General features: G+C 73.9%; 19 protein-coding genes. 11 read left to right on the top strand and 8 right to left on the bottom strand.

The genetic code is table 11. From position 1 onward, the window contains the following. Positions 1-340: 340 nt before the first annotated feature. Complete coding sequence (locus tag O4J56_RS27105; RefSeq protein WP_270689720.1) at positions 341-931, bottom strand: DUF1707 SHOCT-like domain-containing protein; 591 nt, start codon at positions 929-931, stop codon at positions 341-343. 287 nt (positions 932-1,218) lie between these two features. Further along, entirely contained in the window at positions 1,219-1,587 is a 369-nt protein-coding gene (locus O4J56_RS27100; RefSeq protein WP_270689717.1) for a DUF3817 domain-containing protein, read from the bottom strand. A gap of 1,286 nt (positions 1,588-2,873) precedes the next feature. On the opposite strand from O4J56_RS27100, the gene O4J56_RS27095 reads away from it, so the two are divergent. Next, positions 2,874-4,688, top strand: coding sequence for a UvrD-helicase domain-containing protein (locus O4J56_RS27095; RefSeq protein WP_270689719.1), 1,815 nt, complete (start codon positions 2,874-2,876; stop codon positions 4,686-4,688). A gap of 160 nt (positions 4,689-4,848) precedes the next feature. On the opposite strand, the gene O4J56_RS27090 is transcribed toward O4J56_RS27095, so the two are convergent. Continuing rightward, positions 4,849-6,171 carry a DUF6114 domain-containing protein gene (locus tag O4J56_RS27090; protein WP_270689716.1) on the bottom strand — a complete coding sequence of 441 codons (1,323 nt, stop codon included), beginning with the start codon at positions 6,169-6,171 and terminating at the stop codon, positions 4,849-4,851. 17 nt (positions 6,172-6,188) lie between these two features. Continuing rightward, positions 6,189-6,881, bottom strand: a complete 693-nt coding sequence (locus O4J56_RS27085) for a DUF6230 family protein (RefSeq protein WP_270689715.1) — start codon at positions 6,879-6,881, stop codon at positions 6,189-6,191. Between the two features lie 225 nt (positions 6,882-7,106). Between O4J56_RS27085 and O4J56_RS27080 the strand changes: the two genes are divergently transcribed. Then, positions 7,107-8,900, top strand: coding sequence for a GMC family oxidoreductase (locus tag O4J56_RS27080; protein ID WP_270689713.1), 1,794 nt, complete (start codon positions 7,107-7,109; stop codon positions 8,898-8,900). Positions 8,901-9,097: 197 nt separating this feature from the next. Beyond that, complete coding sequence (locus O4J56_RS27075; protein ID WP_270689711.1) at positions 9,098-10,111, top strand: alpha/beta fold hydrolase; 1,014 nt, start codon at positions 9,098-9,100, stop codon at positions 10,109-10,111. A 189-nt stretch (positions 10,112-10,300) separates the two neighbouring features. On the opposite strand, the gene O4J56_RS27070 is transcribed toward O4J56_RS27075, so the two are convergent. Next, the gene (locus O4J56_RS27070; RefSeq protein ID WP_270689710.1) at positions 10,301-11,062 is read right to left on the bottom strand and encodes a MerR family transcriptional regulator; all 762 of its coding nucleotides are present in this window, start codon (positions 11,060-11,062) and stop codon (positions 10,301-10,303) included. Positions 11,063-11,165: 103 nt separating this feature from the next. Here O4J56_RS27070 and O4J56_RS27065 point away from each other — a divergent pair, with 103 nt between their 5' ends. The 4 genes from O4J56_RS27065 (at position 11,166) to O4J56_RS27050 (ending at position 15,108) form a co-directional block, all read left to right on the top strand. After that, positions 11,166-12,005, top strand: a complete 840-nt coding sequence (locus tag O4J56_RS27065) for an SDR family NAD(P)-dependent oxidoreductase (protein ID WP_270689709.1) — start codon at positions 11,166-11,168, stop codon at positions 12,003-12,005. A gap of 57 nt (positions 12,006-12,062) precedes the next feature. Continuing rightward, a complete protein-coding gene (locus O4J56_RS27060) occupies positions 12,063-13,013 on the top strand; it encodes an AurF N-oxygenase family protein (protein ID WP_270689708.1) in 951 nt (316 codons plus the stop codon). A gap of 161 nt (positions 13,014-13,174) precedes the next feature. Beyond that, a complete protein-coding gene (locus tag O4J56_RS27055) occupies positions 13,175-14,788 on the top strand; it encodes a flavin-containing monooxygenase (RefSeq protein WP_270689706.1) in 1,614 nt (537 codons plus the stop codon). Continuing rightward, positions 14,785-15,108 (top strand): DUF4873 domain-containing protein, encoded by a 324-nt coding sequence (locus O4J56_RS27050; protein ID WP_270689704.1) that lies wholly within the window; start codon positions 14,785-14,787, stop codon positions 15,106-15,108. The genes O4J56_RS27055 and O4J56_RS27050 overlap by 4 nt, the downstream gene beginning before the upstream one ends. 206 nt (positions 15,109-15,314) lie before the next feature. On the opposite strand, the gene O4J56_RS27045 is transcribed toward O4J56_RS27050, so the two are convergent. After that, complete coding sequence (locus tag O4J56_RS27045; protein ID WP_270689703.1) at positions 15,315-16,436, bottom strand: adenosine deaminase; 1,122 nt, start codon at positions 16,434-16,436, stop codon at positions 15,315-15,317. 244 nt (positions 16,437-16,680) lie between these two features. On the opposite strand from O4J56_RS27045, the gene O4J56_RS27040 reads away from it, so the two are divergent. After that, positions 16,681-18,060: a four-carbon acid sugar kinase family protein gene (locus O4J56_RS27040; RefSeq protein WP_270689702.1), complete on the top strand. Its 1,380-nt coding sequence runs from the start codon at positions 16,681-16,683 to the stop codon at positions 18,058-18,060. Here the strand turns inward: O4J56_RS27040 and O4J56_RS27035 are convergent. Together O4J56_RS27035 and O4J56_RS27030 are read right to left on the bottom strand one after the other, a co-directional pair. After that, positions 18,057-19,307, bottom strand: coding sequence for an MFS transporter (locus O4J56_RS27035; protein ID WP_270689718.1), 1,251 nt, complete (start codon positions 19,305-19,307; stop codon positions 18,057-18,059). The genes O4J56_RS27040 and O4J56_RS27035 overlap by 4 nt on opposite strands. Before the next feature lie 243 nt (positions 19,308-19,550). After that, on the bottom strand, positions 19,551-20,636 hold the full coding sequence (locus O4J56_RS27030; RefSeq protein ID WP_270689701.1) for a Gfo/Idh/MocA family protein: 1,086 nt from the start codon (positions 20,634-20,636) through the stop codon (positions 19,551-19,553). 139 nt (positions 20,637-20,775) lie between these two features. Between O4J56_RS27030 and O4J56_RS27025 the strand changes: the two genes are divergently transcribed. From O4J56_RS27025 to O4J56_RS27015, 3 genes are all read left to right on the top strand, one after another. Continuing rightward, complete coding sequence (locus O4J56_RS27025) at positions 20,776-21,078, top strand: hypothetical protein (RefSeq protein ID WP_270689700.1); 303 nt, start codon at positions 20,776-20,778, stop codon at positions 21,076-21,078. Positions 21,079-21,199: 121 nt separating this feature from the next. Beyond that, positions 21,200-21,520: an AbrB/MazE/SpoVT family DNA-binding domain-containing protein gene (locus tag O4J56_RS27020; protein WP_270689699.1), complete on the top strand. Its 321-nt coding sequence runs from the start codon at positions 21,200-21,202 to the stop codon at positions 21,518-21,520. A 54-nt stretch (positions 21,521-21,574) separates the two neighbouring features. Then, positions 21,575-21,820, top strand: a complete 246-nt coding sequence (locus tag O4J56_RS27015; RefSeq protein ID WP_270689698.1) for a hypothetical protein — start codon at positions 21,575-21,577, stop codon at positions 21,818-21,820. Positions 21,821-21,844 lie beyond the last annotated feature (24 nt).

The following is a 21,844-nucleotide window of genomic DNA, read 5'->3' as shown; positions in this document are numbered from 1 at the left end:
TCGACAAGGGTGCTGTCAAAACCGGCGGAATGACAGCACCCTTGTCGAGATCATCACCGGGCTGGGGTGCACCGGGGCGGCGGCCGCCACGAGCGCGGGTGGCCATGCGCCCACCGGGTCACGGCTACCTCCCGGGCCGCAAGGGCCCTGCCGGACGGCTCACTCCGTCGCTGCCCTGTCCGGTGACCACGCACAAACCTGCCACCCGACAGCGCCACCGGAAGGGCTGCCGACCTCTCCTCGTCGCCGCCCTCCACCTCACGCCCCGACGGCCTGCCGCCCGGGCGGGGCCAGGAAGCGGGATACCGGCCGCCCCGTCTCCGGCGGTGGCCGGGCACCCTCAGCCGTGCAGGCCGAACATGTCGTCGAAGCGGCTCTTGTAACGGATCTTCAGGTTGCCGCCCTTCACCTCGCCGGTGATCACGAAGTGCGGGTTGGGGCGGTCCGGGTTGGCCGGGACGCGGCTGTCGATGCTGCCCCACCAGGAGGCGTCCACCCGCACGTCCGCCGTCGCGCCGTCCGGCAGCACGAGGCGCGCCTCGCCCCACGACGAGGTGAGGGCGACCTCGGTGGTGCCGCTGGACAGCGACGCCGACCGGAAGTCCAGCACCGTGCTGCCCATCGGGTTGGTCACCTCGATGCGGCGCGGGGCCACCCACTCTCCCCGGCGCACGATGGTGCCCGCCGACGACTTCAGCACCAGGGGCCGGGAGGCCTCCTCTGGCGCGACCCCGGCGGACGGGGCGAGCGGTTCGGTCTCCGCCTCCTGTTCCGGCAGGTCGGCGGTGAGCGGTTCGAGGTCGCCGTAGGTGCGCGCGGCGAAGGCGGCGTCCAGGCGCTCGTCCAGCTCCTCCAAGGTGATGCGCCCGGCGGCCGCGGCCTCGCGCAGGACCCCCGCGACGCGCTCGCGGTCGGCGTCGGCGCAGCGCATGCTCGCGCGCGGATTCTCCTGGCTCACGGCTCCCCGCTTCCTCTCCGGCAGGTCCGGTCCCGAGTGTGCTCGGCATCACGATAGCCGTAGTGGGCGTGTGCGCCCCCGGCAGGGCCGGGGCGCGGAAACGGGCGGCGAAACAGGGGTGGTCCGTGCGATGATCGGGCACCCGGGCGCCCGCAGGGCGGTCGGGGCCCCTGCCGGGGAAGGACGGGCCCGGGCAGGGGCACCGAGCGTCCTCCCGGCGGCCCGCCGGTCCGCGTGCGGACCGGCGGGCCGGATTCCGATCAGGCCCTCCGGCCCGCCTGCGCACGCGCTGCGGGGTCGAGCAGGCCGCGGGCGGCGGCCACGCGCTCGAACACGACGGTGCCCAGCGGCGGGATGCTCGCCGCCAGGCCGATCAGGCCGGTCCACAGCCCCCAGCGCAGCTTGTACCAGGCCAGCAGTGCGACGACGACGTAGACGATGAACGCGACGCCGTGCAGGGGGCCGAAGACCCGCACCCCGATGTCGTCGCCGACCACGACGTACTTGAAGAACATCCCGACCAGCAGGCCCGCCCAGGTGACGGCCTCGATGGCGGCGATCCAGCGGAAGGCGGTGAGCAGCGGCCCGCCGGTGCGGGTCGGTGCGGGGGCGGTCGGCGCGGTCGGCACGGTGGGGCTCCTGGTCGGCTCGCGGGCAGAGGTGGTCCAGAGGGCTGGAGGGGGTGGGGGTGCGCACGCATCGGTGCACCGCCCCCAGTTTCGCCGAGCCCCGCGGGTACTCCGATCCGCCCCCTGGGTTCGCCACAGAGCCGCACCCGGCCCCCACCGAGGGGGTGAGCGGGCAGCGACAGGCCATCCTGCGTCGTAAGATCGACGCCTGATCCGCCTAAAAGCGTCGATTTCACGACGCAGGATTCCCGAACCCCGCCCCCGTGCCCGGTATGTCGGGAATGGTGGTGGCCCCGGGCCCCTTCCCGGAGCCTGGCGGCGACACCGGAGCCGCGAAGGTGGCGGTTCCTCAAGCGGGGTACCCGCCCAGCCGCCTACCCGGACCGCGAGGAGCCTTGCGCCCGGCAGGCAGGGGCGGGGAACCGCCCCGCTCTCTCCGTCGCCGCCTTCTCCGGCGACCACCCGCACGCGCCGCGCCTGACAGCGCTGCCGGAAGGGCCACCGACCTTCGTCGCCGCCTCCTTCCTGGCACTCCGTCAGCCCGCCGGACGGGCGGTGCCCTGAAGCGGGGTACCTGCTCAGCCGCCCACCTGGACCGCGAGGAGCCTTGCACCCGGCAGGCAGGGGCGGGGAACCACCCCGCTCACTCCGTCGCCGCCATCAACGGTGACCACGCACACGCGCCGCGGCCGACAGCGCTGGCGCACGGGCCACCGACCTCTCCTCGTCGCCGCCCTCCACCTCACATCCCGATGACCCGCCACCCGGCCGAAGCCCTTGAGCGGGGTACCCGCCCAGCCGCGTGGCCGAGACGCGAGCAGCCCGCCGCCCGGCAGGCAGGGCCAGGGAACCGCCGGGCCGTCGCCGTGGCCGTCCGCTCCCCCCTGGCCGCCCACTCCCCCTGGCCGCCCCCGCGCCCCGGGGATGGTGACCGAAACCGGTCCCGATGCCTCCGGCCTGCAGGGGATCTGGCCGGGGGTTCCCCTCCCTCTGGTCCCAATTTCGGACAGGCGCTAAGTCGACTTCCGGACCCTGGGCCCCGCCAAGGAACCGCAGGTCAGCACGAGGACCGGAGACGACTTTCGCCGACGCTCGAAAACACCATCGAAAGAACGCCTCTGAGCTGCATGAACACACCCCGCGACGAACCCCTCGAACCCGTCTTCCGGCAGCGTTTGCCGGAATTCCGCCACGAGCATGCCCATAAGCGACAGGAGGTCCGGGACCCGGCCGACCCGGCCCCTGTGCCCACCGCTCTCTCCCCGGCGACCGGAGGCAAGAAGGACGTGCTCAAGCTCGTGATCACCCCGACGTTCCTCTCCGACTTCTCCCGTCTCGACCCCGGCGTGCGCGGCGCCGCCCTGACCGTCGTCCAGGCGTTCATGGACGGCGACGAGAGCCGCCTGGAGACCGTCGCCGACGCCGCCGACCCCCGCACCCGCCTGCTGCGCATCGGCCCCGAATGGGCCGGTGTGCTCGTCCCCGGCACCGGCGGCGGGACGTGCCTGCTGGGGGTCCGCCGCCAGGACGACGCGCTGGCGATGGCCCGCGACCGCACCGCCGTCCCCCAGGACGGCGCCGAGCTGGCCCCGGAGCCGCCGCCCGTCCCCGCCGGGGCGCCCCGCGTCACCGGCCCCGACGAGCTCGACCTGGGCGCCTCGTTCGACGAGTGGCAGCTCACCCTCCACCCCGACCAGCACCGCATCGTCGACGCCCGCTACGCCGGGTCGGCGCAGATCAGCGGCGGCCCCGGAACCGGGAAGACGGTGCTGGCCCTGCACCGCGCCGCCCACCTGGCCTCCCGGGACTCCGCCGTCTCCCCCGACGCCCGCCGCACCGTCCTGCTGACCACCTACAACCGGCTGCTCGCCCAGACCCTGTCCGGGCAGCTCGACCGCCTGCTGCCGGACCCGCGGGTCCGCGCCCGGGTGGAGGTCGTCACCGTCGACAGCCTCGCCCGCGGCATCGTCCACGAGCACACCGGCCTGCTGCCCGACGCGCTGGGCCGGGACACCCTGGCCGAGCGCTGGCGGGAGGCGGCCGCCGAGGACGGCCTGCCCTTCTCCGGCCGCTTCCTGGCCGACGAGTGGGAGCAGGTCGTGCTCGCGCAGAACCTGACCCGCCTGTCGGACTACGTGCGCTGCGAGCGCAGCGGGCGCATGCTGCACCTGGCGCCCGAGCACCGCCCGCAGGTGTGGGACGCCATCCGCCGCTACACCGCGGCCATGCGGGTGGCCGGGGAGTGGTCCTACCCGCAGATCGCCCTGGCCGCCGCCGAGCACCTGGGGCGGGTGGGCCCCCGGTACCGGCACGTGGTGGTGGACGAGGCCCAGGACCTGCACCCCGCCCAGTGGCGGCTGCTGCGCGCCGCCGTCCCCGAGGGGCCGGACGACCTGTTCATCGTCGGCGACCCGCACCAGCGCATCTCCGACAACCGCGTCTCCCTGGCCTCGCTCGGGATCAACGTGCGCGGGCGCGGCCACCGGCTGCGCGTGAGCTACCGGGTCAGCCAGGAGATCCTCGACTGGGCGGTGCCCATCCTTGGCCGCCGCCCCGAGGTCGGCCTGGACGACGACGCCGACGCGCTGACCGGCTACCGCTCCCTGCTGCACGGCCCCGAGCCGGTGCTGCGCGGCTGCCGCGACCGCTCCGACGAGCGGGCCGCGCTCGCCGAGTGGGTGCGGGTGTGGCTGGAGGCCGGGGTGGCCCCCTCGTCGGTGGCGGTGGCCGGGCGCAACCAGTGGGTGGTCCGGCACATGGCCAAGGAGCTGCAGGCCCGCGGCATCCCGACGGCGCCGCTGGACGCGGTGGACTCGGCCCCGGCGGTGCGGGTGGGCACCATGCACAAGCTCAAGGGGCAGGAGTTCCGCTGCGTGGCGGTGGTGGGGGTGAGCGAGCCGCTGCTGCCGCCCAAGGCCGCCCTCGACGCCGCCGAAGGCGACCCGGTCGCCCTGGAGCAGGTGTACCAGCAGGAGCGGAACCTGCTCTTCCTGGCCTGCACCCGGGCGCGGGACGCGCTGTACGTGTCCTACGTGGGAGCGCCGAGCCGCCTGGTGCCGCACGGGGTCCGGGACTCCGAGAAGGAGGCGGCGGCGGTCTGACCGCCCCCTGATCGCCCCTTGACCGACCACTGAGCGGGCGCGGCCGGAGCGACCGGCCGCGCCCGTTCCCCTGTCGTTGATCTCGGGAGAAACGCCCCTAAAACCGCGCGGGTAGGGGCGTTTCTCCCGAGATCAACGAGGGAGGCGCGATGGGGCCGGGTCAGATCCCTTCCCGGTCGGCCATCAGGTCGAGGCCGTCGACGGACAGGTGGGCCGCGTCGGCCACCGGCCGGGACACGTCGACGTCGGTCACCACCATGTAGGGCAGCAGCAGCGGCGGCGGGAAGTCCGGGGTGAAGGTCAGCCTGATCCCGAGGATGCGCACGGTCATCCGCTGGACGTGCAGCACCACCGACGAGCCGTCGCGGCCGGCCAGGTTCATCTCGGGCAGGGCGAGCGAGGCGCGCCCCCCGGCATGCTTCCACCACAGCTCTCCGCCGGTGACGTCGCCCTCGCTCATCACGATGCGCAGGTAGCGTTCGGGGCCGTCGCTCGCGGGGTACTCCACGACCCCGCCGAACCACGCGCCCCGCATGGTGAGGGAATCGGCGGTCAGCCCCGACTCGGCGTTCGAGGCGGTGAAGCGGTCGTCGCCCTGCTCCACCCGGACCTCGGGTGCGCTCCCCTCCTCGTCCGCGGCCTTGCAGGCCTCGACCGCGTCCAGGAACTCCTCCTCGTCGGCGGCCAGTGCGTCCCGGCCGGAGCGCCGTTCGCACTCGGCGGGGTCGGCACCGGCCTCCCCTCGATCCCCGTCCTCCCCGTCCTCAGCGTCCTCGTCCCCGTCGCCGGGGTCCTGCCCTCCGGCACCGCCGTCCTCGGCGCCCTCGTCGGCGCCGTCCGTCCCGCCCGTGCCGCCGGACGGGGACGGTGAGGGCGAGGGGGAGGCCGTTGGGCCGGGCTCGGCCGGTGCGCCCTGCCCCTCGTCGCCGCCGAACCAGTCGTCCCAGGGCCACCAGTCGGTCGGGGCGGCCGCGGCGGGCAGCGCCAGCACCAGGGCCAGCGGCAGCGCGACGGCGGCGTGGGCGGGGGCGGGCCCACCGTCCGCGTCCTTCCCGCCGCCCGTCCGGCGGGCGGCGCGGCGGCGCGGCGGGCGCGACGGGCGCGACGGCGACCAGGAGAACACCATCGCCCCGCCGACGATGCCCAGCAGCATCCCGATGACGAACCCGCCGAAGTTCGCGGTGACGAAGGAGGCCACCGACAGCAGGCTGCACACCACGCCGTAGAAGAGCCGCTGCTGCGGCTGCACCCAGGCGAGCACGCCCAGCGCCATGAGCAGGATGCCGATGAGGTACACCGAGATCCCGGCGATCCCGGCGTAGATCACCAGGTTGAGCGGGAGCACCAGGGACTGCGCGGCCGGGGCGACCATCATCTCCACCCCGGCGACGAGCACCAGCAGCCCGCCCCAGAAGGGGCGGGTGCGGCGCCATTCGCGGAAGGCGCGGAGCACCCCGCGCCCGTTACCGGAGGTCAGCGGCATCGTCTAGGAGCAATCGTCTAGTAGCACTCGTCTTCACCGGGCTTCAGGGACAGCTTCAGCCCGGACAGCTTCAGACTGCCCGCGTTGACCGCCCAGGAGGTGATCTTCGGGTCCTTCACCGAGATCGTGTCGGACTGCAGCCCGAAGCCCCCGGCGGGCCCGGCGCCGCCCTCGGCCTTGTCCAGGGTGCTGGCGTCCCGCCCGATCTCGATGTTGGAGAAGGACGCGTTGCCCTGGAGCTGCTCCACGTCCATCACCAGGTTGGTGCCCTCCACCGGGGTCTGCTCCCCGGCGCCGATCCGCAGGGTCGCGGTGCCGATGGGCAGGTCGATCAGGGAGGACATGCACAGGTCCTTCAGCTCGGCGTGGTCGACGGTGCTCAGCCCGACGGGCCGGGCGCTGTCGTCGACCGAGGTGGCGACGTCGCCGTACTGGGTGAAGCCCTCGCCCTCCAGCGAGGAGGCGGACATCTTGAAGCTGTCGCCGGAGACGGCGAAGGAGGCCGCGAGCAGCCCCTGGGTCGTCATCATGCCCAGGATCGCGGCGGCGCCGAGGCCGGGCAGGACCGCCAGCGCGAACCGGCGCCAGCGGGTGCCGCCGGAGGACGCGGCGCCGTCCGGAGCGGCGTTCACAGCGCCGTCCGAGGCGCCGTCGGCACCGTCGGCGCCTCCGGAGGCGGAGGGGGTGTCATCGGTCGAGGGATCGGCCATGGGGTGACTCCTGCGTGCCAGGTCCGCAGGTCAGCGGACGATCGGGGGGTGGGGAGCTTGCGCCGGCCACCTCCTCGCGTGTTACATGGACCACGCCTTACTCGGGGGTAGTGACGAACATTACAATAGTGAATGTCACATTTCCAAGTGCATGATTCCGCCGTGCGGACGCGACGCGTCCGCCACGTCCGCGGCGGGTCCCCCCGACGAAGGAAAGGTGCCACGTTGGCCTCCGACAACGCCGGCAGCACCGCGCCCGCCCCCGGCGGAACCGCGTCCGAACGCCGCTACGACGTGCTCGTGATCGGGTCGGGGTTCGGGGGCGCGGTCAGCGCCCTGCGCCTCACCGAGAAGGGCTACCGCGTGGGGGTGCTGGAGGCCGGCCGCCGCTACACCGCCGAGACCCTTCCCAGCAGCTCATGGGACCTGAAGAACTTCATCTGGGCCCCCTGGCTGGGAATGTACGGCATCCAGCGCATCCACGTCCTGCGCGACGTGATGATCCTGGCCGGCGCCGGGGTGGGCGGCGGCTCGCTCAACTACGCCAACACCCTCTACGAGCCGCTCGACGACTTCTATGAGGACCCGCAGTGGCGGGGCATCACCGACTGGCGCCGCGAGCTCGCCCCCTACTACGACCAGGCCAAACGCATGCTCGGGGTGCGCACCAACCCCACCGTCACCCCCTCGGACGCCCACCTGCGCACGGTCGCCGAGGACATGGGCGTGGGCGAGACCTTCCACCTGGCCCCCGTGGGCGTGTTCTTCGGCGACGGCGCCGACGCCGACGGATCGGCGCGCGGCGCCCCCGGCGAGCGCGTGAAGGACCCCTACTTCGGCGGGGTGGGCCCCGAGCGCCGCGCGTGCACCGAGTGCGGCGAATGCATGACCGGCTGCCGCCACGGCGCCAAGAACATGCTCACCGAGAACTACCTCCACTTCGCCGAGAAGGGCGGCGCGGTGATCCACCCGATGACCACCGTGGAGCGCGTCCGCGAGCTGCCCGGGGGCGGGTACGCCGTGGACACGCTCACCACCGGAGCCAGACGCAGACGCGCCAACGCCCGGACCTTCACCGCCGACCAGGTCGTGGTCGCCGCCGGGACCTGGGGCACGCAGAACCTCCTGCACCGCATGCGCGACACCGGCCTGCTCCCCCGCATCTCCTCCCGCCTGGGCACGCTCACCCGGACCAACTCCGAGTCCCTCGGCGGCGCCATGACCGCCAGCATGGACCCGCCCGAGGACTTCTCCCGTGGCGTGGCCATCACCTCCTCCATGCACCCCGACGCCCACACCCACGTGGAGCCGGTCCGCTACGGCAAGGGCTCCAACGCCATGGGCATGCTGGCCACCATCCAGGTTCCCGGCGGTGGCCGGGTGCCCCGCTGGATGCGCTTCCTGGGGCTGGCCGCCCGGCACCCCTACGTCTTCGCCCGCAGCCTGTCGGTGCGCCGCTTCTCCGAGCGCGCCGTCATCGGGCTGGTCATGCAGTCCCTGGACAACTCGCTGACCACCTACACCCGCCGCGGCGCCTCCGGCCGCCGGGTGCTCACCTCCCGGCAGGGCCACGGCGAGCCCAACCCGTCGTGGATCCCGCAGGGCCAGGAGGTGCTCTCCCGCCTGGCCGAGAAGATCGACGGATTCCCCGGCGGCACCGTCGGCGAGGTGTTCAACATCCCGCTCACCGCGCACTTCCTGGGCGGCTGCCCCATCGGCGACTCCCCCGACAGCGGCGTGGTCGACCCCTACCACCGCCTCTACGGCCACCCGGGCATCCACGTGGTGGACGGCTCGGCGGTCTCGGCGAACCTCGGCGTGAACCCCTCGCTGACCATCACCGCCCAGGCCGAGCGGGCCATGTCGTTCTGGCCGAACAAGGGCGGCACCGACCCCCGCCCCGCCCCCGGCGAGCCCTACCGCACCGTGGCGCCGGTGCACCCCGACTCCCCCGCCGTCCCGGCCGGCGCCTTCGCCGAGCTGCGCTTCTCCCGCCCGCTTCCGGTCTCCCCCGCCTGAGGGCCCCAGACCCGCACCCGCACCCGCACCCCGGCCGGGTCGCCCGCCCCGGCCGGGGGAACAACCCCTGGAAGACCCGTTCCTCCTATCGGGAAGGAGGAAGGAGCGCACGGCAGGCACTCCGTGGGAGGCACCCCCGACCCCGGCCGCGCCCGCGGACCGACCGCGGCCGCGGCCCGCACCCCCCGAGGACCCGCATGACCCCTCTGCGCCATACGGCGGACCTGGCCGAGACCGTGACCACCCCCGACGGCGCCGAGCTGCGCCTGCGCACGCGCGGGCCGGAGGCGGCCGCGTGCACCGTCGTCCTCGCCCACGGGCTGGGACTGAGCTGCGACACCTGGGCCCCGCACGCCACCCGGCTGGCGGCGGGCAGCGGCGGACGGCTCCGCGTCGTCCGCTGGGACCTGCGCGGGCACGGCGGCTCCGGCCGCGGCACCGCCCGCATGGACATGCGCCTGCTCGCCGACGACCTGGCGCGGGTGGTCGCCGCCTGCGCCCCGGACGGGCCGGTGGTGCTGGGCGGCCACTCGCTGGGCGCGATGGCCGCGGCCCGGCTGGCGGCCGACCGCCCCGGCCTGTTCGGCGGCACCGTCACCGGGGTGCTGCTGGCCGCCGGGTCGGCGGCCGGCCCGGCCCGGGCCGCGGGCCGACGGCTCGCCGGGGCCGCGCCCTGGGCGGTCGACCGGCTGCGCCGCCTGCTCCCGCACCGGCTGCCCGCCTACCGGGCGGCGGTGCGGCGGGCGGCCTTCGGCGAGGGCGCCCCCGAGGACCAGGTGGCGCTGTGCGCGCAGCAGCTCCACGCGGCCCCGGCGGACGTGCTGGCGGAGGGGACGGCGGCCGTGGCCGGGCACGACGTGCGGGGGCGGCTGGAGGCGCTGCGGCGGGTGCCGGTCGTGCTGCTGTCCGGCGGCCGGGACCGGGTGGTCCCGGCCCGCGCCGGCCGGACCCTCGCCCGCGAGCTGCCGGAGGCCGAGCAGGACGTGGCCGAGTCGGCCGGGCACATGGTCCCGGCCGAGGAGCCCGAGCGGGCGTGCGCCCACCTGGCGCGCCTGGCCGGGGTCGCCCTGGAGCCGCGCCCCGGGGCCACTGACGCCCCCGGCGCCGATCCGGCGCTTCGGGCCCACCGAACCCGGAGTTCTCCACCCCCCGAGCGCCCTGATCAGGAAGAATCACCATACGGACCGGTTCCCGGCCGGTGCGGCCCCTAAGAACCCACGCGGACAGGCGGGCGGGCGGCAGGGCACCCGGCCTCGCCGACTCCGCTGCCGAGCGTCGCTCCTGCGTCGTTGATCTCGGGGAATGCGCCCCTGAGACCGGCCCGGAAGCGTCGTTCGTCCCGAGATCAACGCGGAGCACACCCGCCTGTCCGCGCGGCCCCTGAGGCGGCGCCGGGGCGCTCAGGCGGGCCGGGGCTCCTTGCCGGAGGCGATGTGTTCAAGGACGTCGGAGAAGTGCTCGCCGATGACCTCCTGGATGTGGCGGGCCATCGAGCGGGCGAGCATCGCGTCCACCGCCGTCTGGGCCAGCGGCCGCAGGCGGCGCACCAGGTCGGCGGCCTGGGCGATGTCGTCGCCCTGCAGGAGCCCCTCGGGGGCGTGCGCCGACAGGATGTGGTCGGCGATCTCGCGCACGAGGCCCTCGGAGGCCTCGTCGATGTACCCGCCGAGCTGCTCGGCGATGTCGAGCACGCGCGAGACCGACATCCCGGCCGCCACCAGTTCGGCTCCGGCGTGCAGGAGCCGGGGGCTGGGCGCCCGGAACCGGTCGCCGTCCACCTCCAGCAGCCCCATGGCCAGGGCGCGCTCGATGTTCTCGTCGGTGACGTCGCCCCGGAAGAGCTCGACCAGCTCCTCGAAGGTCAGGTGCGCGGCGATCTCGTCCGACCACGGGTCGCCGATGGCGGACTCGAACCCGAGCACGTCGTTGAGGTCGCCGCCGCGCTCCCAGACCGAGACGAGCTCACTGATGTTGGCGAAGGTGTACCCGCGCTTGAGCAGCTGGGCGATCAGGCGCAGGCGGGCCAGGTGGGCCTCGGTGTAGATGCCCACCCTCCCCTCCCTGCGGGGCGGGGACAGCAGGCCCCGGTCCTGGTAGACCCGCACGTTCCGCACGGTCGTGTCGGCGAGACGCGCCAGCTCGTCGATCCGGTATTCGGCCATGGTCCCACCCTAGGGAAATTCGGGCGCCCGCACGACTTCACCCTATTGCACTGTGACAATGTCCGTTGTAACGTTCCTGCACGAGATGTGGAGGAGATCACTGATGCCCCGACCCCCTCTGGGCGCCCTCCGTGGTAAGCGCGTCCTGGTCACCGGCGCCTCCGGAGCGTTCGGCTCGGCGAGCATGCGGGTGCTGCGGCACCTGGGCGCCGACGCCGTGGGACTGGACCGCAAGCCCGACGACGCCGGGCGCGTGCTCGCCTGCGACGTCACCGACGAGGACGCGGTCCGCCGCGCCGTCGGCGCCGCCACCGAGCGGCTCGGCGGGCTCGACCGGCTGATCCACTTCGCCGGCGTGGGCCCCGCCGTGGACGTGGGCGCCATGCCCGACCAGTGCGTCCGCGAGGCCCTGGAGGTCAACCTGCTGGGGACCTGGCGCACCACCGCCGCGGCGCTGCCCGCGCTGGTGGCCGACAAGGGCCGGGTGGTGGTCACCGCCTCCCTGCTGGCGGGGCTCCCGCTGCCGTTCGCCTCGGCCTACGTCGTCTCCAAGCGCGCCGTGACCGCCTACGCCGACTCGCTCCGCGCCGAGTACGGCACCCATGTGGGGGTCACCACCGTGCACCCCGGCTACGTCGACACCCCCATCCACGACGACTCGCGCGCGGCGGGGGTGTCGCTGGACGGCCTGGTGCCCGCCGAGCGCCTGCGCGACACGGTGCTCGCGGTCCTGCGCGCGGCGGCCGCGCCCCGCCCGCCCCGCGACGTCGCCTCCACCGCGCTGGGCACCGCCGCCCTGCGCCTGACCCGGCACGCGCCCGGCCTCGTCGACCGGGTGACCGCCACCGAGATCGCCGACCTGGTCCGCGAGGGCAGGCTGTCCGGCGGGGAGATCGCCCGCGGCCTGCACGAGCGCCACGGCGCCCCGATGCCGACCGGCTAGCCGCGCCCCGGCCGGGTCCCGCCGCCCGGCCGCCCGCACCCCCGAAGGAGAACCGCCATGACCGTGCAGGCCGATCCGAAACCGACCGTCACCGACCGCGAGGACATCGCCAAGCGGCTGCTGCGCTCCTCGGCCAAGGCCTCCTACGACCCGCTCGTGGAGATCGACTGGGACGCGCCGATCGACCGGGACCGCTACGCCATCGCCCCGCACCGGGTGTCGCTGTACGGGACCGAGCTGTGGGACCGCCTCTCCGAGGACCAGCGCAAGGAGCTGAGCCGGCACGAGGTGGCCAGCATCGCCTCCATCGGGCTGTGGTTCGAGACCATCCTCATGCAGATGCTGATCCGGCACGCCTACGACCGCGACCCCACCACCAACCACGTGCAGTACGCCTACACCGAGATCGCCGACGAGTGCCGCCACTCGGTGATGTTCGCCAAGATGACCCAGAAGCTGGCGGGGCGCCACTACCGGCCCGACTTCGTCACCCACAACCTGGGCCGGCTCTTCAAGGCGATCTCCAACGGCCCGCTGACCTTCGCCGGCGCGCTGTTCGTCGAGGAGATCCTCGACCAGCTCCAGCGCGAGGGCATGGTGGACGAGACGCTCGACCCGCTGGTGCAGGCGGTCTCCCGGATCCACGTGGTGGAGGAGGCGCGGCACATGCGCTACGCCCGCGAGGAGCTGATCCGCGACTGGGACCACCACGGGGCCGTCTCCAAGGCCTACAGCCGGTTCGTGCTGGGCCTGGTCGTCTACTTCGCGACCACCAGGCTGATCAGCCCCGAGGTCTACCGCTCCGTGGGGCTGGACCCCAAGGAGGCGGCCAGGGCCGCCCGGCGCAACCCCGCCCACATCGACACCAAGACCTGGGCGGCGCGCAAGGTGGTCGCCACCTTCGACAAGGCCGGGCTGCTGGCCGGACCCGCCAAGCACCTGTGGCGCCGGGCCGGGCTGCTGGGCCGCAAGGGCGCCCCGGCCCCCGTGGCGGCCGCCGCCGCATGACACCCGCCGCATGACGACCGGGCGCCCGCGCCACCGGGCGCCCGCAGAGCCGCCGGCCCGCGGGCCATCGCGCCTGAGCCCGCGGGCCGGCTCCCCTTTCTTCCGCCCCACCCCTCCCCTTCCCTCCCAGCACCCCGCAGCGCCGAAGGGACGACAACGACGTGACCGAGAACGAGACCACGGCGCCCCATTACCGGGTGGCCGTCATCGGCTCCGGGTTCTCCGGAATCGGCATGGCCGCCCGGCTCAAGCGCGCCGGCCTCACGAGCCTGGTCCTGCTGGAACGCGCCCACGACGTCGGCGGGACGTGGCGGGACAACACCTTCCCCGGCGCCGCCTGCGACGTCCCCTCCCACCTGTACTCGCTGTCGTTCCGGCTGAACCCGGGCTGGTCGCGCACCTTCTCCGGCCAGGAGGAGATCCAGGCCTACCTGCAGCGGGTGGCCGAGGAGGAGGACGTCTACCGCCACGTGCGCTTCGGGTTCGGCGTGTCCGGCACGTACTGGGAGCCCGCGGCCAACCGGTGGCGGATCGAGTCCGAGGACGGGCGGACGGTCACCGCGCAGTTCCTGATCAGCGCGTGCGGGGCGCTGGCCGACCCGTCGGTCCCCGACATCCCCGGGCTCGCGGACTTCCAGGGCACCGTGTTCCACTCGGCCCGCTGGGACCACTCCCACGACCTGTCCGGGCGCAGCGTCGCCGTCATCGGCACCGGCGCCTCGGCGATCCAGTTCGTGCCGCAGATCCAGCCGAAGGTGGGGCGGCTCGACCTGTACCAGCGCACGCCCCCGTGGGTGATCCCCAAGCACGACCGGGACGTCACCCGGCTGGAGCGGTGGCTGTTCCACAACGTGCCCGGGGCCCAGCAGGTGTTCCGCAAGAACATCTACTGGGGGCGGGAGACCTACGTCCTCGGGTTCGTGAAGTACCCGGCGCTGATGAAGGGCGTCGCCGCGCTCGCCAAGGCCCACCTGAAGCGCCAGGTCAAGGACCCGGAGCTGCGCGCGAAGCTGGTGCCGGACTTCGTCCCGGGCTGCAAGCGGCTGCTGCTGTCGAACGACTACTACCCCTCGCTCGACAAGCCCAACGTCGAGGTGGTGACCGACGGGATCAAGGAGATCCGGGAGAAGTCGGTCCTGGCGGCCGACGGCACCGAGCGCGAGGTCGACACGATCATCTTCGGCACCGGCTTCCACGTCACCGACATGCCGGCCGCCAAGATGGTGCACGACGCCGAGGGCCGCAGCATCTGGGACCGCTGGGGCGACGACCTGGAGTCCCTCAAGGGCACCACGGTCTCGGGCTACCCCAACCTGTTCATCCTGGCCGGGCCCAACACCGGACCGGGGCACACCTCGCACGTGTTCTTCCTGGAAGCGCAGATGCGGTACGTGATGTCGGCGCTGCGCTTCGCCGCGCGCAACAGGGTGGACCGGCTGGAGGCGCTGCCCGAGGCGCAGACCGCGTACTCGGCGCGCATGCAGCACAAGACCCGCGACTCGGTGTGGGTGACCGGCGGCTGCGACAGCTGGTACCTCAACTCCAAGGGCCGGAACGTGACCCTGTGGCCCGGGTTCAGCTTCGAGTACGCGCTGCAGACGCTCCGGTTCGACCCGCACAATTACCGGATCCGCAAGGAGGTCCCGCGTTCGGCGCGGAGTGCGCCCAACCGGGGCGGGCGCGCCGCCGGGGCCGCGAACGGCTCGGGGCCGCCGAAGGCGCCCGCGGCCGCGGGCGCCGCACCCGGGGCCGCCTCCGAGGAGGTGACGGCGTGAGCGGGATGGGCGACGACGAGGAGGAGTACCGGGGGCCGGTGACCCTCGTCTTCGACGGCCGCCCGGTCGAGGCCGAGGCGTTCATCGCCGGGCACTTCGACCCCCTCACCGGGGCCTACGCCTGGGTGGGCCGCGTCTGGCCGCACCCCGGCGTCGCCGCCGAGTACGACGCGGGCCACACGTCGGTGCTGGTGCGCACCCCCCAGGGCCACGAGGGGGCGGGGCGGCTGACCGAGCGGAACGTGTGGGGAGGCCACCGCCTCCAGGGCACGGGGGCGCCCCCGTTCCCGGTTCCGGCGGTCGATCCGGCGCAGGACTGAGGTCCTCGCGCCCCACGGTCACTCCCCGGTGGCGCGGGGAGGCAGCGGGCGCCGGGCGGGTGGAGTGCAACGAAGGGGACCGTTCACCCGCCCGGCAGCCCGGTCACCGGCCCGAATCCATGTTGATCTCGGGGAAGTCGGGGTTATGACGGGCTTCTTAAGCCCGGAATCCCCGAGATCATCGAGGGTAGGGGGCGGCCGCCCCCTCACCAGGGGTCCTCCTGGCGGAAGAACGCGGCCCCGGCCGACTCGGCGCGCAGGCGCGCGAACCCGGGCTTGATCACCCGGTCGATCAGCTCCAGCCGCTCGTCGTGCGGGATGAAGGCGGACTTCATCGCGTTCACCGTGAACCAGCGCAGCGTCTCGGTGCCGTACCCGAACTCCTCGCTCAGGCGGGCGAACTCCTCGGTCATCGAGGTGCCGTGCAGCAGCCGGTTGTCGGTGTTGACCGTCACCCGGAACCGCAGCAGGCGCAGGGCCTCCACCGGGTGCTCGGCCAGCGCCGACACCGCGCCGGTGTTGACGTTGGCGGTCGGGCACAGCTCCAGCGGGATGCGCTTGTCGCGCACGTAGGCGGCCAGCCGCCCCAGCTTGGAGGTGCCGTCCTCGGCGATCGCCACGTCGTCGATGATGCGCACGGCCTGGCCCAGGCGGTCGGCGCCGCACCACTGGATGGCCTCCCAGATGGAGGAGAGGCCGAACCCCTCGCCGGCGTGCAGGGTGAGGTTGAAGTTCTCCCGGCGGATGTGGTCGCAGGCGCCCAGGTGCCGGGTGGGCGGGTAGCCCGCCTCGGGGCCGGCGATGTCGAAGCCGACCACCCCGGCGTCCCGGTAGCGCACCGCCAGCTCGGCGATCTCCTGGGAGTCGGCGGCCTGGCGCAGCGCCGTGAGCAGCAGCCGCACCCGGATGTCGCGGCCGAACAGGCGGGCCTTGGCGGTGCCCACGCGCAGCCCCTCCAGCACCGCGTCCACCACCTGCTCGCGGGTGAGGCCCGCGCGGGTGTGCTGCTCGGGGGCGATCTTGACCTCGGCGTAGACCACCCCGTCCTCGGCGAGGTCCTGGACGCACTCGGTGGCCACCCGGACCAGGGCGGGCGCGGTCTGCAGCAGGTCCAGCACCGGGTCCAGGCGGGCCAGCAGCTCCTCCTGGGAGCCGTGCGCGGCCGAGAACCACTCCTGCAGGCGGTCCGGGTCGGTCGCGGGCAGCCCCTGGTGGCCGGCCTCGGCGGCCAGGTCGACCAGGGTGCTCGGGCGCAGTCCGCCGTCCAGGTGGTCGTGCAGCAGCACCTTGGGCATGCGCCGGATCGTGTCGCGTGCGAGTCGAGTCATCGTCCTCCTTGGCGAAGTTCGCGGAAAACCTCAGGTCACGTGCTTAAATTGCCCGAGATTCTAGACCACCCGCGGGCCCCGCCCCCGCTCACGGCGCTGTGAGACGCCTCTCTTACGCCCTCGCTCCCCCTCTACCCGCCGCGGAGGCCGACCCGCACGCGCCCCGCGGATGAGAGATTTGACGGGGAGGAACCGGGGCGGCGCGGGGCCGCCCGGCCCACTAGCGCGCAAAGGAGCGTCCACCGTGGCTCGCATACTCGTCGTGGCCGATGACCTCACCGGGGCCAACGCCACCGGGGCCCGCTTCGCGCGGACCGGGATGCGCACGGCCACGGTGACGCCCGAGCAGGTCGCGGCGGTCGCCGACACCTACGACGTGGTGGTGGCCAACCTGGACAGCCGGCACCTGCCCCCCGAGCAGGCGGCCGACCTGGTCACCGACGTGGTGGAGGCGGTCTGGCCGGTGGACCTGGTGGTCAAGCGGGTGGACAGCACGCTGCGCGGGAACGTGGGCGCCGAGGTGGAGGCGGCCTGGCGGGCGGTGCGCGAGCGGGTGCCCGAGCGCCTGGCGGTGCGCGCCCTGGCCGTGCCCGCCTTCCCGGCCACCGGCAGGGTCACCGTGGACGGGGTGCAGCTCCTCGACGGGGTGCCGCTGGAGTCCAGCGAGGTGGCCGCCGACCCGTTCTGCCCGATGGACACCGGGGTGGTGTCGCGGATCCTGGGCCGCCAGACCGGGTTGGCGGTGCGGCACGTGCCCGCCCGGCAGGTCACCCGGGAGCTGCTGATGGCCGAGCTGACCGCGGGCGATGAGCCCATCGTGCTGTGCGACGCCGCCGACGAGAGCCGCATCGAGGACCTGGCCGAGGCGGCGGCGGAGGCGCGCCGGTCCGAGGGCGTGGTGTGGGTGTCGGTCGACCCGGGCCCGGCGGGGGCCGCGCTCGGCTACGCGATGCGGCTGCGCGGGCGGGCCGGGGCGCCGGGGCCGCTGCTGGCGGTGGTCGGCAGCACCACCGGGCTGACCCGGCGCCAGTTGGAGGCGGTCGCGCGCACGGGGCCGGTCCGGTTCGTGGACGTGGACCCGGTGCTGCTGGCCGGGACCGGCGGCGAGGGGGAGAACGGGGAGGCCCCGCCGGACCCCGGGGAGTACGCCGAGGAGTTCGCCGCCGCCCTGCGGGAGCGGCTCTCCGGGGCGGTGTTCCCCGAGTTCGTGGTGGTGCGGGCGACCGCCCCGCCGCAGGGGGCGCCGGGGGCGGACGCCGCGCTCCGGGCGCTGCCCCGGCTGCTGGCCGGGATCGTCGCCGAGGCGGTGCGCGACGTGGAGTCCGACTCGGGGACGCACGCGCTGCCGACCGGGCTGTACCTGACCGGGGGCGACCTGGCCGCGAGCGTGCTGGACGAGCTGGGGGTGCGGTCGTTCGCCGTGGCGGGGGAGATCGTCCCGCTGGCGGTGCACGGCACCATCGGCGGCGGCCCCCTGGACGGGGTCCCGGCGGTCACCAAGGGCGGCCTGGTCGGGGACGCGACGACGGCGGTGGAGTGCTTCGGCCGCCTGCGCCGGGCGGCCCAGGCGCGGCTGCACCAGGTGAACGCGGAGGTCCCCGAGCACATCCTGCCGAAGGTCTAGGGGGTCGCGCCCCTCGGTGCGGCGCGGAGCGCGAGACCGGCCACCAGCGCCAGGGCGCACAGGGCGAGCACGAATCCCACCACCGCGCCCCAGCCCCACGCGTCGAACAGGACGCCGCCGAGCCACCCGAAGGCGCTGGACCCCAGGTAGTAGGCGAGCGTGTACAGGGCGGCGGCCTGGGCGCGCGCGAACGGGCGGGCGCGGTGCCCGACCCACGCCGAGGCGGTGGTGTGCGCGGCGAAGAAGAAGAACGTGAGCACCAGCAGCCCGGCGGCGACCGCCGTGAACGCCGGGAGGACGAGCAGGGCGGCTCCCCCGGCCATCAACAGCACGCTCCCGGCGAGCACGGGGTGGCGGCCGAAGCGCTCGACGGCCCGGCCCACGGCGGCCGAGCTGACCGTGCCGGCCAGGTAGGCCACGAAGAGGAACGCCACCACGGTCTGGGACAGCCCGAACGGGGGGTCCATCATGCGGAAGCCCAGGTAGTTGTAGATGGTGACGAAGGCGCCCATGAGGAGGAGGGCGTGGGCGTACAGCGCGAGCAGGCCGGGGTCGCCCACGGCGCCGCCGACCCGGCGCAGCAGCCCGTGGCCCGCGTCGGCGCCCTCGGCCGCGTCCCGCCGCCGCCGCTTGCGCGGCCGGGGGGCGAATCCGCGGGCGGGCGGCACGGCGATGAGGAAGACGACGAGGGCGGCCGCCGCCAGCAGCGAGTCGGCGCCCACGCCCCAGCGCCAGCCGCCGAGGTCGGCGACGGCACCGGCGACGAGGCGGCCGGACATGCCGCCGACGGTGTTCCCGGCGATGTAGATCCCGGCGGCGCGGGACAGGTGGGAGGGGGCGATCTCCTCGGCGAGGTAGGCCATGGCCACGGCGGGGACGCCGCCGAGGAAGGCGCCTTGCAGGGCGCGCAGCAGGAGCAGGGACCAGATCTCGGGGGCGAAGGGCGCGGCGAGCCCGAGCGCGGTGGAGACCACGAGGGCGGCGGTCATGACCCCGACCCGGCCGAACCGGTCGGCGAGCCCGCTCCAGACCAGGACGCAGGCGGCGAGCCCGGCGGTGGCGAAGGACACCGACAGGGCGACGGTGGAGGCGGCGGCGGAGAAGTCGTCGGCCATCCCGGGAAGGACCGCCTGCACCGCGTAGAGCTGGGCGAACGTGGCGACGCCCGCGGCGGTCATCGCCACCGTGATCCGCCGGTACCCGGAACTGCCCGCCGCGTGCCCGAGGGCGTCCCGCCCGGTGGCCAATGACTCATCCACTCATCCGACGTTAGCCCGCGGGGTGTGCTCCGGCCCACCCGGTGGGCCCCGGCGGGAGGAATCTCACATCCCGTCACGGGGATTCACACCACGACCCGTCGACCGGGCCGACCGGTTCGACGAGAAGGGCGGCCGCCGCGCCGGCGCGCCCTCCCCGCGATGATCTCGACGAAAGTGCTGCCAAGCCCGCCGGAATGGCAGCACTTTCGTCGAGATCATTGATGAGGGCGGCTACGCCCCCTCGCCCGGGCGGACGGAGCGCTGTTCGCGGGCGCTCCTGCGGGCGGCTTCGATGACCTCCAGGCCGTGGATCACCTCGTGCGGCTCCACCGGGACCGGGTCGCCCTCCCCCACGGCCTCGCGGACGCCCTCGTAGAACGACGGGTAGGACCCGCGCTCGGACGGGACGCGGCGCAGGTCGCCCTCGGCACCGACCAGGCCCCAGGAGTCCTCCGGCTCGACGCCCCAGTCGGCGGCGTCGGGGGTCTCCCCCGCGGTCAGGCGGGCCTCCTGGGAGTCCAACCCGTCGACGGTGAACCCGCCCCGGTCCCCCAGCACCCGGAAGCGCGGGCCCGGCCGCGCCGCCAGGGCGCTCATCCACAGGTGGGAGCGGACCCCGGAGCCGTGGGTGAGGGCGAGGAAGGCGTCGTCCTCGGCGCCGACGCCGGGGCGGCGGGCGTCGAGTTCGGCGTAGACGCGCTCGACCGGGCCGAAGAGGTTGACGGCCTGGTCGATCAGGTGCGGCCCCAGGTCGTACAGGATTCCGGAGCCGTCCTCGGCGGCGCCGCGCTCGCGCCAGGTCTCCTTGGGCTGCGGGCGCCACCGCTCGAACCGCGACTCGAACCGGTGCACCCGCCCGAGGGCGCCCTCGTCGATCAGCTTCCACAGCGTCAGGAAGTCGGAGTCCCAGCGGCGGTTCTGGTACACGGTCAGCACGTGGCCCAGCTCCCCGGCCAGCTCGGTGAGCCCCCGGGCGCGGGCCGCGTCCAGCGCGAAGGGCTTGTCGACCACCACCGACATCCCGGCCTTGAGCGCGGCCTCGGCGAGCGGGGCGTGCGTGTCGTTGGGGGTGGTGACCACCGCGATCTCGAACTCCCCGGCGCGGTCCCACAGCTCGTCGGCGGAGGGGATGACCTCGGCACCGGGGTGGCGCCGCCGCACGGCCTCCTGCCGCTCGGGGTTGCCGGTGACCACGGCGGCCAGCCGCAGTCCGGGGGTGGCCTCGATGAGCGGTGCGTGGAACACCTCCCCGCCCTTGCCGTAACCGAGCAGAGCCACGTGCAGTTCCGGTCCGGCGTGCGCATTCGCTGTGGTCATGGGGCCAATCTAAGGGACACCACCGAGGGCCCCGGACGTCACCCACGACGGCGGATCGAACGCGGAGGCTTCAGTCCGAGCCCGAACCGTCCACCGGCCACAGCCGGACGGTTCCTGCGATCACGGATACCGTGAAGTCATGGACAAGCGCATCGGGTTCGGCAGCGTCTCCTCGTCCGGTCATGCACTCACGGTGCCCCCCGAAGTGTGGGCCGCTTTGGAGCTCGACAACCCTGATGCGATCGTCGAGTACGTCGCGCGCGATGGGGAGATCGTGCTGCGGCCACGTGTCGCCGTCCACCCCGATGACGCCTGGTTCTGGAGCCCGGAGAGCCAGGCGGCCGAGCGGGAGGCCGAAGAAGACCTCGCGGCGGGCCGGTACACCACCTTCGAGAACGAGGAGGAGTTCCTCGCCCACCTCCGGGCCGCTCACATTCGGTAAACGCCGGACACGCTGTGCACCGCTCGGCTAGAGTCGCGCCGACCGAAGAGTTCCCAGGCGTGAAGGCCGTAGGCGAATGTCCGTACTTACCGATGGACCACTCCACGGCTACCGTGGAGACATGGACAAGCACGTGGGTTTCGGAAGTGTCTCCTCGACCGATGGCACTCTGGTCGTCCCCCCCGAGGTGCGGCGAGAGCTCGGCTTGGACAACCCCGACACCGTGGTGGAGTTCGTCGTGCGGGAGGGGGAGGTCGTGCTCCTGCCCCGGGTCGCCGTCCACCCGAACGACGTGTGGTTCTGGGAGGAAGGGCAGCAGCGGGCCGAACGCGAGGCGGACGAGGAACTCGCCGCTGGAGAGGTCAACCCTCCCATGACCGGGGCGGAGTTCCTGTCCCATCTGGAAGAGGTGACCGGTGAGAAGCTCGGCGAGGGGCAGTGAAGTTCACGTCCCTTCGACCGTGAGCTCGGGCAGCTCCCTCGGGAACACAAGCGCATGTTCCTCACTGCCGTCCATAATGACTTCCTCCCGGCCGTCGCGGCCGGTGCGTTCTCCGGATCGCCACCGTGGCCGACGCGTCTCAGGATCCACAAGCTCGGTGGCCACGATGTGTACTCGCTGACGTGGAGCTTTGCTTCGCCGGACGGGCGGGCCACCTTCCACATCCAAAAGGACGAGGACGGGGAACCGCTTCTCGTCTGGCGGCGCATCGGTGACCACTCGATCTATAAGGACCCCTGACACACGGGCGGGGCGCCGGGGTCA

Source organism: Nocardiopsis endophytica (assembly GCF_027706725.1).
Classification (GTDB): domain Bacteria; phylum Actinomycetota; class Actinomycetes; order Streptosporangiales; family Streptosporangiaceae; genus Nocardiopsis_A; species Nocardiopsis_A endophytica.
Note: the sequence above shows the minus strand (reverse complement) of the source record. Positions and strands in the feature narration are given on the sequence as shown.